General features: G+C 71.7%; 11 protein-coding genes. 10 read left to right on the top strand and 1 reads right to left on the bottom strand.

The genetic code is table 11. From position 1 onward, the window contains the following. Nucleotides 1-52 precede the first annotated feature (52 nt). From ACU610_RS21680 to ACU610_RS21640, 9 genes are all read left to right on the top strand, one after another. Nucleotides 53-1,078 (top strand): hypothetical protein, encoded by a 1,026-nt coding sequence (locus tag ACU610_RS21680; RefSeq protein WP_446769761.1) that lies wholly within the window; start codon nucleotides 53-55, stop codon nucleotides 1,076-1,078. Beyond that, a complete protein-coding gene (locus ACU610_RS21675; protein ID WP_446769760.1) occupies nucleotides 1,060-2,292 on the top strand; it encodes a glycosyltransferase in 1,233 nt (410 codons plus the stop codon). The genes ACU610_RS21680 and ACU610_RS21675 overlap by 19 nt, the downstream gene beginning before the upstream one ends. Beyond that, nucleotides 2,289-3,635: a glycosyltransferase gene (locus tag ACU610_RS21670; RefSeq protein WP_446769759.1), complete on the top strand. Its 1,347-nt coding sequence runs from the start codon at nucleotides 2,289-2,291 to the stop codon at nucleotides 3,633-3,635. The genes ACU610_RS21675 and ACU610_RS21670 overlap by 4 nt, the downstream gene beginning before the upstream one ends. Nucleotides 3,636-3,646: 11 nt before the next feature. After that, the gene (locus tag ACU610_RS21665; protein WP_446769758.1) at nucleotides 3,647-4,912 is read left to right on the top strand and encodes a glycosyltransferase family 4 protein; all 1,266 of its coding nucleotides are present in this window, start codon (nucleotides 3,647-3,649) and stop codon (nucleotides 4,910-4,912) included. Further along, nucleotides 4,909-6,798, top strand: a complete 1,890-nt coding sequence (locus ACU610_RS21660; protein ID WP_446769757.1) for a hypothetical protein — start codon at nucleotides 4,909-4,911, stop codon at nucleotides 6,796-6,798. Before ACU610_RS21665 ends, ACU610_RS21660 begins: the two co-directional genes overlap by 4 nt. Next, nucleotides 6,795-7,598: a hypothetical protein gene (locus tag ACU610_RS21655; RefSeq protein WP_446769756.1), complete on the top strand. Its 804-nt coding sequence runs from the start codon at nucleotides 6,795-6,797 to the stop codon at nucleotides 7,596-7,598. Before ACU610_RS21660 ends, ACU610_RS21655 begins: the two co-directional genes overlap by 4 nt. A gap of 43 nt (nucleotides 7,599-7,641) precedes the next feature. Continuing rightward, nucleotides 7,642-9,444, top strand: coding sequence for an aminotransferase class I/II-fold pyridoxal phosphate-dependent enzyme (locus ACU610_RS21650; protein WP_446769755.1), 1,803 nt, complete (start codon nucleotides 7,642-7,644; stop codon nucleotides 9,442-9,444). Further along, nucleotides 9,441-10,619 carry a CDP-glycerol glycerophosphotransferase family protein gene (locus tag ACU610_RS21645; protein WP_446769754.1) on the top strand — a complete coding sequence of 393 codons (1,179 nt, stop codon included), beginning with the start codon at nucleotides 9,441-9,443 and terminating at the stop codon, nucleotides 10,617-10,619. Before ACU610_RS21650 ends, ACU610_RS21645 begins: the two co-directional genes overlap by 4 nt. Nucleotides 10,620-10,951: 332 nt before the next feature. After that, the gene (locus tag ACU610_RS21640; protein ID WP_446769753.1) at nucleotides 10,952-11,287 is read left to right on the top strand and encodes a hypothetical protein; all 336 of its coding nucleotides are present in this window, start codon (nucleotides 10,952-10,954) and stop codon (nucleotides 11,285-11,287) included. Between the two features lie 293 nt (nucleotides 11,288-11,580). Here ACU610_RS21640 and ACU610_RS21635 read toward each other — a convergent pair whose 3' ends face one another. Continuing rightward, nucleotides 11,581-12,477 carry a glycoside hydrolase family 26 protein gene (locus tag ACU610_RS21635; protein ID WP_446769752.1) on the bottom strand — a complete coding sequence of 299 codons (897 nt, stop codon included), beginning with the start codon at nucleotides 12,475-12,477 and terminating at the stop codon, nucleotides 11,581-11,583. A gap of 307 nt (nucleotides 12,478-12,784) precedes the next feature. Between ACU610_RS21635 and ACU610_RS21630 the strand changes: the two genes are divergently transcribed. Next, entirely contained in the window at nucleotides 12,785-13,351 is a 567-nt protein-coding gene (locus ACU610_RS21630; protein ID WP_446769751.1) for an NUDIX domain-containing protein, read from the top strand. The last annotated feature ends 20 nt before the right edge of the window (nucleotides 13,352-13,371 follow it).

Genomic DNA, 13,371 nt, shown 5'->3' with positions numbered 1-13,371 from the left:
TGTCCTGATGCTCGGAATCCATCCTCCGGACGTCGCCTCCGCGGCTGCGGGCATGCGCGCGTGGCTCGCCTCCGGCGCCGTCCAGTCCCCCTCCGGGGCCTTCTACGCCTGGCAGGACGAGGACGGCCGCCCGTCCTTCGAGTACCCGGAGATCACCGGATACGCCCTCACCCACTTCGCAGGGCAGCCGGATCCCTCGGAGCACGAGGTCACGGCCGGGCTCCGCGCAGCCCGCTGGCTGCTGGACCGACTCCGGCAGAACGACCTGTCGGCGCGCGGTTCGTGGGACGGCCAGGCCGTCTACACCTTCGACCTGGCCATGATCGCCACGGGGCTGATGGCCTTCGGCTCCCGGCACGCCATCGACGAGGTGGTCACGCACGGGGTCGAGCTGGCCCGCGCCATCGAGGAGGAGATCACCGAGACGGGGACGCTCAGGTCCATCCCTCCGCGGTCCGGCACGTCCTCGTCGCGCTCCGCCTGGTCGACCGAGGGGCTCGCGCACCTGGTGAAGACGGTGCAGTGCCTGATGTGGGCCGACGAGCTCGGGGTCGAGGGCTGCGCGAAGGCTGCCGCCACGCTCATCGACGAGTCGCGGACCGCCCAGCGTGAGGACGGCAGGTTCGTCACCCATCCCTCGGACCAGGAGACGATGCTCCACCCCCACCTCTACGCCGTGGAGGGGCTGTGGGTCTTCGGGACCGCGCACGGAGACGCCTCTGCCCTCGAGCGGGCCGAGGCGGCGACCCGCTGGGCGTGGTCCCACCAGCGGGCCTCGGGCGCCTTCCCGCGTTGGGTCGCGACCGTGAGCGGCGAGGAAGGCCCGGACCAGGCCGACCTCACCGCCCAGGCGCTGCGGGCGGCCGTGCTCACCGACGTGGCAGGTGATCGTCGGGCGGTGACGGCCGAGTGGCTGGCCGGCACCGCCGTGCGGTTCGAGGACGGGAGCGCCGCGGCCTGTTATCAACCCGGCTCGGGGACCACCCACCGCAACACCTGGGCGACGCTCTTCGCCGCCCAGGCACTCCGAGCACACCTCGAGGGGCCCGAGAGCGTGTCATGGCGAACCCTCGTGTGACGGACGACGTCCGGGAGGAGATCGATCACGACGGCCGTCCCGGGCAGCCGACGATCTGCGTGGTGGGATCCGGCTCCCACTTCCTGAGCGGGATCTCGTACTACACGCACGGGCTCACCACGGCACTCGCCACGCGCTTCCCCACCAGCGCCATACTGATGCGGCGGCTGATCCCCAGCCGGCTGTACCCCGGGCGCAGCCGGGTCGGGCAGCCGCTCAGCACCATGACCTACCCCGCTTCGGTCCCCGTCCTGGACGGCCTGGACTGGTTCTGGGGCCGCAGCATGTGGCGCACGCTCCGGTTCCTGCGCCGTCAGCGCCCGACGGTCCTGGTCCTGCAGTGGTGGACCGGGGCGGTCCTGCACAGCTACCACGCGCTGGCACGAGCGGCTCGACGCGCGGGCGCACGGATCGTCATCGAGTTCCACGAGGTCCAGGACGTCGGGGAGCAGCGGATCCCCCTCGTCAGCAGCTACGTCGACGTGGGCCTCCCTCGGCTGCTGCGGCTCGCCGACGGCTTCGTCGTCCACTCGGAGTTCGACCGGGCTGCACTCGAGCGGCGCTTCGGGTTGGGGGGCCGCCCCGTGGCACTCATCCCCCACGGGCCGTACCAGCAGTACACCGCCGCGCGTCGGGCGCCCCGCGCTCCCGGAGACCCCTGCCGACTGCTCTACTTCGGTGTCATCCGACCCTTCAAGGGGGTGGAGGACCTCCTCGAGGCCTGGGAGCGACTCTCCGACGACGAGGTCGCCGGCTACCACCTGACGGTCGTGGGCGAGACTTGGGAGGGCTGCACCAGGCCCGCGGAGCTCATCGCGGCCTCGCGCCACCGGGACCGGATCACGTTCGTCAACCGGTACGTCACCGACCAGGAGGCCGGTGAGTTCTTCGCCGATGCGGACGTCGTCGTCCTGCCCTACCACCGCTCCTCCTCGAGCGGTCCCCTCCACGTCGCCATGGCCCAGGGCCTGCCGGTCGTCCTCACCGCGGTGGGCGGTCTGGTCGAGGCGGCGGGGGACTACGAGGGCGCGGTGTTCGTCCCGCCCCGGGATCCCCAGGCGATCCGCCGCGCGCTCCCGAGAGCGGATGCCCTCCGCGGACGACGGTTCCCCGATCCGCACTCCTGGACGCAGACCACGGACCGGTACGCCGCACTCATCGAGCAGATCACCACGGCCGACATCGCCGCCGTCCCGGTCGGGGGCCTGCGATGAGCCGCACCGCCGACGCGCTCCCCGACTTCCGGCCGACCCTGGTGGTCGACGTCGCGCACGACGACCAGAGCGTCGCCGTACCGCCGCGCGACCCGGCCGGCCGCCGGTACGAGGCGGCCCTCGTGGTCGTGCGTGTCCACGAGCAACCCGTCGGGATGGCCCGCGTCGAGGTCCCGGACGACGGCATCGACCCGGTGTCGCTGCGCGAGGCCGTGCAGACCCAGGTCGGCAGTGCGGTGGAGGCACACCTGCGGGCCGACCGCGACGTCGACGGTGGTGCCGACACGTCGGCACCGCCGCGCTGCGTCGCCGACCGGCAACGGCTCCTGGCCGACCCACCGCGCATCTCCGTCGTCATCCCGACGCGCGAGCGACCCGGGTTGCTCCGCCGCTGTCTGGACTCACTGTGGGCCGGCTCCTATCCGCTGGACCGGATCGACGTCGTGATCGCGGACAACCGGCCCGAGACGACCGGCACCTCCGCCCTGGTCGACGAGCTCTCCACCAGCCACCCCATCCGCTACGTGCGTGAGGACGCCTCCGGCAGCGCCAGCGCTCGCAACGCCGGCCTCGCGCAGGTGACCACGGAACTGGTCGCCTTCACCGACGACGACGCGGTGCTCGACCGGCACTGGCTCGCCGCCCTCGCGGCGGGGTACCGGAGCACACCGGAGGCGTCGTGCGTCACCGGGCTGCTGCTGCCCCTGGAGATCGACACGCCCGCCCAGCTGTGGTTCGAGCGGTACGGCGGCTTCAGTCGGGGATTCACCCCCCGGGTGTTCGACCTGGCCGAGCACCGGCCCCCGGACATGCCGCTCTACCCCTACAGCGCCGGCGTCTTCGGGACCGGCAACAACATGTCCTTCCGCACCGAGGCCCTCCGCGACCTCGGCGGGTTCGACCCGGCGCTCGGCAACGGCACACCCGCGCTCGGGGGCGTCGACAGCGAGGTGCTGCTGCGCACGGTCCTCCGGGGACACACGTTGCGCTACGAGCCGACCGCCCTGGTCTGGCACGAGCACCGGCGGGAGTACGCCGCCCTCCGCCGGCAGGTCCACAGCTACGGGACCGGGCTGACCGCCTACCTGCTCAAGACGCTCCTGGACGATCCCCGGCGCATCCCCGGCTTCCTGCGGCTCGTCCCCCGGGGTGTGCGCTTCGCGCTGAGCCCGTCCTCGACCAAGAACGCCGGGAAGGACGAGTCCTACCCCCGCGAACTGACCCGCCTCGAGCTCCTCGGGATGGCGCGCGGTCCGGTGGCCTACGCCCGCAGCCGGCGGCGGTACGGGCCGCACCGGACGCACCGAGGTGCGATGACCCGGGTGCCGGAGACGGTGCCGTGAAGCTCCTCGTGGTGAGTGACTCCTACCCCCCGCTCATCGGTGGGGCCACCAGGGACACCGCGTTGCTCAGCCAGGAGCTGGTCGGCCGCGGACACGACGTCGTCGTCGCCACCGTGGCCCAGCCCGGGCTGCCGGCACGGAGCACGGAGGCCGGCGTGCCGGTCGTCCGGATACCCGCCCTGACGTCCCGCTTCAGCGACGACCCGCACCGGCGGCACCATCCGCCGGTCCCGGACCCGGAGAGCGTGCGGCACCTGCGGAGCCTCGTCCGCGACCACCGACCCGATGTCGTCCACAGCTATGGCTGGCTGACGTACTCCGCCCTCGCCGCCGTCACCGGGACCGACGTCCCGCTCGCACTGTCGATCCGCGACTACAGCAACGTCTGCGCCGTCCGCACGCTGATGCGGGAGGAGCCCCGCGGGCAGCGCGCCTGCGCGGGGCCGGCGCCGGTGAAGTGCCTGCGGTGCGCGCAGCGCTACTACCGGTCCCGCGCCAAGAGCGTCGTGTCCGTCACGGGGGTGCTGGCCTCGCGGGGACCGCTCAGTCGGCGGGTCACGGGCATCCACTACTGCAGTTCCCACGTCCGGGACGTGCTCCACGAGCACATGTCCTGGGCCGGCCGGGCAGCGCCCCCCGTCGAGCGGGTCATCCCGAGCTTCCGCGCCGACGGCGGGAGCGGGGAACCCGACCGCACGGTCCTGGACGCACTCCCGGACCGCCCGTACCTGCTCTTCGTCGGTCCGCTGCGCCGCATCAAGGGGATCGACGAGCTGCTGGCCGCCTACGAGGCGCTCGAGGACCCACCGCCGCTGGTGCTCATCGGGTCGCTGACAGGGGAGACACCGAGCACACTGCCCCGCGGAGTCCACCTGTTCACCGACGTCTCGCACGCCACCGTCATGGCCGCGTGGGACCGGGCGCTGTTCGGTGTCGCACCCTCGACGCTCGCCGAACCGCTCGGCAACGTCGTCCACGAGGCCATGAGCACCGGACGCCCCGTCATCGGCACCGCACCCAGCGGCATGACGGAGATGATCACCCACGAGGGCACCGGGCTCCTCGTGCCGCCGGGGGACGTGGTGGCCCTGCGGACGGCCATGGACCGGCTGATCCGCGACGCCGACCTGAGGAACCGTCTGGGCGCGGCCGCCCGGGAGCGGGCCGGGCGGTTCACGGCCGCGACCGCGGTCCCCCGCTTCGAGGCCTTCTACCGCGATGTCGTCGCCCGCGGAGGACGAGGACGGGGAACGAGAGGACCGGGAACGACTCGATGACCGTCACCTCGCAGCCGCCCGCCGTCGTCGAAGGTGCCGAGCCTCCCCACCGGGCCCGGCACCGCCGGTCCGACCCGCTCGGCTGGCTCCCCGTCCTCGCGGTCGTCCAGGGTGCCGCCGTCCTGCTCGTGGCCGTGGGCAACACCGTCGCGCGGGCGGGTCACTGGTCGGCTCCGGTCCTCTGGTGGGTCGGCGTCCTGCTCATCCTGCTGCCCACCGCCTGGCGTCTGCTGCAGGTCGACGTCGCCCGGACCGAGCGCCTCGGCCTCGTGGGGCTCCTGGCCCTGTCGCTCTACTTGGTCAAGGTGGTCTACGAGCCTGGTTCGTTCCTCCAGCACGACGAGTTGGGGCACTGGCGCAGCGTCGACGACATCCTGCTGACCGGCGGGCTGTTCGCGCCCAACCCCGTGGTGGGGTCCTATGCCGTGTTCCCCGGGCTGGAGATCGTCACAGCAGCGCTCGTGCAGCTGACGGGGATGTCGGTCTTCGCGGCGGGGACGATCGTCGTGGGCATCGCCCGGGTCATCGGCCTGCTGGCCCTGTACCTCGTCGCCGAGCGGGTGCTCAAGGCCCCCCACCTGGCGGTCCTGCCCCTGCTCGTCTACGTGGGCAACCCGAACTACCTGTACTTCAACGCCCAGTTCGCCTACGAGTCCCTCGCCCTGCCCCTCGCCGTCCTGACCGTGGCGGTGGTGGCGACCGGAAGAGCCACGTGGCCGACGGTGGTCGCGGCGGTGCTGATCGCCGTGTCGGTCGTGACCACCCACCACATGGCGACCTACTGGCTCGTCGCCGTGCTCGCCGGCTGGGCCCTGGTGACCTGGCTGCAGCGGCGGGGACCGGAAGGCGGACACCTCGCACCCATCGCCTGGACCTTGGTCGGCACGGCTCTAGCCGCCGCAGCCTGGCAGGTCGGGGTGGCCAAGGACGAGACCGACTCCGAGGTGGCGCCGACCGGTGAGGGCCTGGCGGCGTTCTTCGACCTCGTCACCGGACGGGGCGAGGCCAAGAAGCTGTTCACCTCGTCCGCGGGAGAACCGCAGGAGGGGGTGGTCGAGCAGTTCCTCGGTCTGGCCCACGTCGGCATCACGGCCGGCCTGCTGCCCCTCGGGTTGTGGTTGCTCTGGCGGCGCAACCGGCACCCGCTGCTCCTGGTGCTCGCCGGGATGACACTCCTCTACCCGTTGACGCTCGCCCTGCGACTGACGCCGGCCGGCACGGAGACCTCCAACCGCGCGTCGGAGTACCTGTTCGTCGGGATCGGACTGGCCCTCGTGTTCGTCCACGCCGCCCTCACGGGCCGGATCTCGACCGCGGAGCCCGGACGGGCGGACCGCAGGCGGCGTGCCGTCCTGGCGCGGGTCGCCGTCACCGCCGCCGTGGCGGTCGTCTTCGCCGGCGGGTTCATCGTGGGCTGGCCGCCGTACACCCGTCAGCCCGGTCCGTACCTCGTCGCCGCGGACCCCCGCTCGGTCGACGCCCTCAGCGTCGAGACGGCGTACTGGATGCGCCGACACCTCGACCCCAACGAGGTGATCATCGGTGACCGGGTGAACTCCCTGACCGCCATGGCGTACGGGCAGGTGGACCAGAACACCGGGCTGGTCGCCGGCCACCCGGTGTTCGAGGTCTTCTTCTCCCCGACCTTCGGCGAGACCGAACGGCAGATCATCCAGGTCGGCGACGTGGACTACATCCTCCTCGACCGTCGCCTCGCGGAGGCCGTGCCGCTCACGGGCTACTACGGCCGGGGCGAGCGCGAGCTCCCCAGCTACCAGGAACCCGTGCCCGTCGGCGCCCTCGCCAAGTTCGACGGGATCCCCGAGCTGGACAGGGTCTACGACGCCGGACCGATCCAGGTCTACGGCACGGTGAGGGTGCGATGAAGCGCTGGAGGGTGTCCCGCCGGACCGTGGTCCTCGGTGCCGGCCTGGTCGGACTGACCTGTGCCGCGGCGGTCCCGGGAGTACCGGCTCCTCTGCAGGTGCTCGCCGGTGTCGCACTCGTGCTCGCGGCTCCAGGGGCGGCGTTCGTGCACGCCACGCGGCTCGTCGAGCACCTCCCGCGGACGACGGTGTGGATGCTGGTCCCCGCCTCGAGCATCGCGCTCACCATCCTGCTCATGCTCTTCCTGCAGCTGGTGCAGGTGGAGATCACGCAGGTCTCGACCGCTGCGGGTCTGTTCGTGCTCACCGCCGGGCTCGCCGCCGCCGGGGAGCTGCGGCGGCGGGGACGCGACACCGAGCCGGACATCCGGGGTCTCCCCGGACTGCCCCGACGACCACCGGCGCGGCCCACGGCCCTCGTGGCCATCGCCGGCGTGCTGATGCTCGGCGCCGTGACCGTGGCCTGGGCGGGCGAGCAGGGTGCCGATGACCGGGTCGCCTTCAGCCAGCTCTGGCTGCTGCCCGCGGCGGAGCCGGGGGAGGTCGTCGTCGGTGTGCGCAGCGACGAGCCCGCCGCAGAGGAGTTCCGCGTGGAGGTCTCCGTCCGCGGGCAGTCGTCCATCACGCACAGGTGGTCGATCGACCTCCAGCCCGGCGAGTCCTGGGAACGCCCGGTGACCGTGCCGCCCGGCGCCTCGGCGGAGGCCCGACTCCTCCGTTCCGGCGAGTCGGCCGCCTATCGCCAGGTGGACCTCACCCCCGCAGCGCCGTCGCCCGCGCCACCACGCGAAGACGACTGATCCACCGTCCCGTCGACTTGATGCACGCCGAGGAAGGGAAACGATGCAGGCTCTCATCCTGGCCGCCGGATTCGGACGGCGGATGCGACCACTCACCGACCGGTGCCACAAGACCCTGCTCCCCATCAGTGGGAGCACGATCCTCGATCGGATCATCGAGGGCCTGCAGGAGCGGGCCGTCACCCCGGTCACGATCGTGACCGGGTATCGCGCCGACGAGGTGATCGAGCACGTCGAGCGGCAGTTCCCGTCCCTCGACGTCCGGTACGTCCACAACAAGGACTACGAGATCACCAACAACATCCACTCGATGGCGCTCGCCTTCGAGGAGATCGACTTCGACGACGACGTGATCCTGATCGAGTCGGACCTGATCTACGAACCCGCCGTGCTCGACCGGCTGATCGCCTCTCCCGCGGAGAACGTCGCCCTCGTCGACCACTACCGAGCCGGGATGGACGGCACCGTGGTGACGCTCGGGGACACGGGCCTCATCACACAGGTGATCCCGCCGTCCCTGCAGCCGAGCGACTTCTCCTTCGCGGACAAGTACAAGACCCTCAACATGTACCGGTTCAGCAGGGAGTTCTGCCAGGACACCCTGCGCAAGCTGCTGACGTACTACGCGCAGACCTTCGACCGGAACTGCTACTACGAACTCATCCTCGGCATCCTGATCTACATGCAGCAGGCCGAGGTGCACGGCGAGGTCATCGACGGCGAGAGGTGGGCCGAGGTCGACGACCCGAACGACCTGCGCATCGCCGAGTTCACCTTCAACCCGGACGCCCGTTACGAGGCGATGACCACGGGCTGGGGCGGCAACTGGGGCAACGACGTCCTCGACTTCGCCTTCATCCGCAACATGTACTTCCCGACCCCGGCGATGCTGTCCGAGCTGCGGCACAACCTCCCCGAACTGCTGCAGAACTACGGGTCGCACCAGTCGATCCTGGACGAGAAACTGGCCTGGGCCCTGCAGTGGCCCGTCGAGGTCGTGCACGCCGTGGCCGGCGCCTCCCAGTGCTATCCGTGGCTGCGCTCGTGGTTCGCGGGGCGTCGGGTGCTCATCCCGGAGCCCACCTTCGGGGAGTACCCGCGCGTCTTCCCGGACGCACGGCGCTACCGGGACCACCCGGGCTTCCAGTGGCGCGAGATCGAGGACGCCGCCCAGGACACGGACGTCGTCGTGTTCGTGAACCCGAACAACCCGACCGGCAGCCACCTCGCGACGGACGACATCGCCGAGTTCGCCCGTCGCCACCCGGCCACGACGGTCGTCGTCGACGAGAGCTTCATCGACTTCTGCGACGAGCCCTCGATCGTGGACCGACTGGTCGACGACGCCCTGACGAACGTGCTGGTGGTCAAGAGCCTCAGCAAGTGCCTGGGGGTGCCGGGACTGAGGCTGGGCGTCCTCGCGACGGCCGACCCGGACATGGGCGCCCGCATCCGGGCCGAGCAGCCCATCTGGAACCTGAGTTCCCTCGGCGAGAACTTCCTGGAGGTGATGCTCAAGCACCGGCAGGCCCTGGAGCACTCCTACGCGCGCACGATGGCCGACCGCGACTCGCTCACCCGCCTGCTCGAGGCCCATCCGCTCGTCGAGACGGTGTTCCCCAGCGGAGGCGACTTCCTGCTGGTCCGGCTGGCCGTTCCACGGGCGCAGGCCGACGACCTGGCGAGGCGCCTGGTGGCGCAGGAGGGCCTGCTGGTGAAGGACGTCTCGGAGAAGATCGGTGACGGTCGGGGCTACTGGCGGCTCGCCGTCCGGAGCCCGGAGGACCACCTGCGCCTGCTGGCGGGCCTGTCCGCCTGTGTTCCCACCGCCGTCTCCGCCCGGTGACCGTGTCCCGCCCCGTGCGCCGGATCAAGGACCGGGTGCTGTCGACGGGCCTGTCCCTGGCGAACGCGTGCGTGCCCAAGCGCGCGTCCACGATCGTCCTGCACAGCTTCCCCGACTTCAGCGACGAGGTCGTCAGCCTGCTCGAGGAGACGACCAAGCGGGGTCACGAGCCCGTCGTCCTGCTCGAGGACGGCACGGCCGGGGACAGCGGTCTCCCCGCGTCCGCCGCCGTCCCCGGCCCGTACCGGGCGGTCGCCAAGAACTCGCTGCGCGGGTGGTTCCACTACCTGACCGCCTCGGTGGTGATCACCAGTCACGGGCTCTACCGACCGCACCGTCCGGGTCGGGGACAGGTCGTCGTGAACATCTGGCACGGCGAGCTCGGCAAGCCGGTCGCCAGGTTCCTCGGCGAGCGACCACCGATCCGGGCCACGCACGCCACGGCGCTGTCCGCTGTGGGCCGGGCGTTCGTCTGCGGCGAGTTCGGCCTCGAGCCCGGTCGCGTCCTCGTCGTCGGGGCACCGCGCAACGACCGGATGATCACGACGGACCGGGACAGCGTCCGCCGCGCACTTCTGGGCGAGGACACGGCGCGGCGGCTCCTCGTGTGGCTGCCGACGTACCGCGACCGCGGGCCGGGCAAGCGCGACGGCCAGGTCGACGGCGTGCGGTTTCCCGGAGCCGTGCCGCTGTCACCCGACGAGCAGATCCGGCTCGACGACTGGTTGTCCGCCAACGACACGGTGCTCGTGGTCAAGCCCCATCCCTCGGCGCTGCCCCCGCGGGACGGGCAGTACCGGAGGATCGTGGTGGTGGACCAGGCGGGCCTGACCGCGCGGTCGATCACCACGGGGGAACTGCTGGGGGCGGCCGACTGCCTCATCACCGATGCCTCGTCAGTGTGGGTCGACTTCCTGCTCCAGGACGAACCGGTGATGTTCTTCTTCCCGGACATCGCCGAGTACGAAGCGAGTCGCGGTCTCTATCTCCAGCCGTACGACGCGTGGGTGCCGGGGCCGCTGCTGCGGGACGGAGACGAACTGCTGGGGGCCCTGGACCGATGGGTGCGCGGAGATGACGAGTACGCCGACGCCAGACGCACGAGCAGGGCGCGCCTACACCGCTTCCCCGACGAGTTCAGCACCGCGCGGCTGCTCGACGCGCTGGGGCTCTAGCCCTCAGGCCGGGAGCCGTCCGCTGCGGACAGGACGGTGGCGGTGACGAGTACGCCGCGGGCGGGGGCCCGAGGAGCGGTCCTCCGGGACCTCGTCAGCAACGCCGCGAGCCTGGCCGGCGCCACCCTCGGCACCTCCGCGCTCGGGCTGGCCTACTGGTTCGTCGCCGCGCGCATGTTCGACCCGGCGGCCGTGGGCCTCGGCAGCGCCGCGGCCTCCGGCATGACCCTGCTGGCGAGCGCCGTGGCCACGGCGGTCGTGGCCCTGGGGTACGCCCTCGCCGTCCCCCTGTTCTCGTCCGTGCTCCGGCCTCTCACGTCCACCCGTGGCTGGTGCTGCTGTTCGTCGTGGGGACGACGGCCACGGCGGTCGGCATGGTGCTCGACGGCGCCCTGCTGGGAGCCCTGCACGGCAGCGTCCAGCTCCACGGCAACATGGAGTTCGGGGTCCTGAAGCTGGTCCTGCTCATCGCGGCCGGCTGGCTCGCCCTCGGCGGTGGTGGGCTCACCCTGTTCGGGACATGGGTCGTCGGGCTGGTCCTGTTCCTCGCCGGGTTGGCAGTGCTCCGCAGGAACTGGACGCGCGCGCTGCTGCGGAGCTGCGCCTGCCGGCGCTGGTCGTCTTCCTGCGCGACGTGGCGCCGTCCGTACTGCGGCACCAGGTGCTGAAGCGACCGTGGTGGTCCTGGGCTCGGCCGGCATCCCGACGATGGTCGAGAAGCTTTACTTCGCCTCTGCCGGGTCACGCGCCGGACGGCCACCGCCGTCCCCTCGTCTACGTCGGGGGCGCCCTCGAGTTGGTCCTCCCCCTGCTCGGTGGTCGCCAGTGGGGGTTGCTCGGTCTGGCTCTGGGCTGGCTGCTGGCGGTCGTGCTGGAGGCCCTCCGGATGTCGCCGCTGCTGGTCCGCGCGCTCCGGGGCGCCGTCGTGGTGACGGGCAGCGGGCGGTAGGGACGCACCAGCTCAGCAGGCCGCTCCGCCGCCGTAGACCTCGCTCTCACAGACGGCAGCGCGATAGGCCGCCAGGGCGGCAGCAGAGGAGTCGATCCGGAAGTCCTCCTCGGCGACGCGGTCGAAGCTCACCACCGCCTGGACGGCCGGCATGACCTCGGGCATGTCGCGGAAGAACTCGGTGATCCACGCGGCCTTGTCCCCGCCCCGCTCCGCCGACCCCCACTCGGCGATCATGAACGGCTTGGACGTGAACGAGGTGATGGCCCGGTACGTCGGCTCGAACAGCGTCCGCCACCCCAGCCACGGGGCACCGAAGTTGTAGCCGTCCACGCCGACCCAGTCGGTGTAGTCGTCACCCGGGTACAGCGGCGCTACCGCGGTCGTCTTCTCCTCGCTCATGACGTTCGGCGTCCACACCCAGGACACGTTCCGCACTCCCCGGTCCCGGAAGAGGTCCACCACGTGGCGCCACCCGCTGACGAAGTCCGCGGGCGTCGTCCCGGGTGGCCCGTAACTGGTCCACGTGCCGTTCATCTCGTGGAAGGGGCGGATCATCATCGGCCTCCCCCAGTCGGCGGCACGGTCCGCCTGCCGGGTGATGTAGTCGTCGTACTCACCCGCCAGGAGGTCCCGCATGTCGAAGTCCTCGTCCTCGCCCGGGGACCAGGTGATCAACGGTGTGGCCCCACGGGCGGCGACGCCGCGCATCTGCTCGCCGTAGTAGAGGGGCTCCTCCCAGTTCTGGAACCACATCACGATGTCCGGCGCGGCGCCGACGGCGTCGATGTAGCCGTCGAGGTCCCCGGGGAAGGAGTAGCCGGAGTAGACGCCCACGAAGATCCGGGGAGGCGGCAGTGGAGCGCTGCCCGACAGCGACGTCGCAGCGAGCAGACCGGCCAGCACCACGGCGGGCCACCGGACCCACGGAGGTCCCCAGCGGCGCACCCGTGCACCGCGGTCCGCCGTCCGCGCTGGCGCGCGGGCGGCGAGGGACGGCGCGAGGACACTCGCGGTGAGCCAGGGACTGCCCGGGGTGCGGACCGTGGTCCAGCCCGGACGCCACGTTCGAGCCAAAGGGCGCCTCACTCCCCATCGCGGACCCACAGGCTCACACGTGCCACGCCGCCTCTCAAGGTGCCGTCGAGCGGCCCGGCCCGAGTCCACCGGTCCCGTGTCCGGCGGGCGGCCCGTCCCCGCTGGCTACACTCCGCCCATGCGCAGAGGTCCCTGGCGGACCCTCAGTTCGCGGTACACCCACGAGAACCGCTGGTTCCGGGTCCGCACCGATGACGTCCTCAACCCCGACGCCCGCCCCGGCGAGTACAACGTCATCGAGGTGCCTGCCGCCGTGTCGGTCGTCGCTCTGGACGACCGTGAGCGGTTCTGCCTGATCCGCGAGTACCGGTACGCCCAGGAGAGCTGGTTGTGGGAGACGCCCGTCGGCAGGCTGGACGCCGACGACCCGGACCCCCTCGTCGCAGCCCAGCGGGAACTCCGCGAGGAGACCGGTCTGGCCAGCGACGACTGGACGTACCTGGGCCTCACCCGCGGCCTCAAGGGGCTCTCGAACCAGGTCCTGCACCACTACCTGGCCAGGGCGGTCCGGGCAGGCCACACGGCCCGAGAGGGTGTCGAGGCGATCGACCAGCAGCGGTTCGTCAGTTTCCAGGACTTCTTCGAGGAACTCCGCACCGGACAGGTGACGGATGGGGAGACCGTGGCTGCCGTCGCCCTGGCGGCCGCCCACCTCGGGCTCATGTCACCGTCGACCACGGACTGACGAGGCACGCCACGTCCCCC

The sequence above is a fragment of the Geodermatophilus sp. URMC 61 genome, assembly GCF_052931555.1.
The sequence above is the reverse complement of the archived record's forward strand: the minus strand, read 5'-3'. Positions and strand labels throughout refer to the sequence as shown.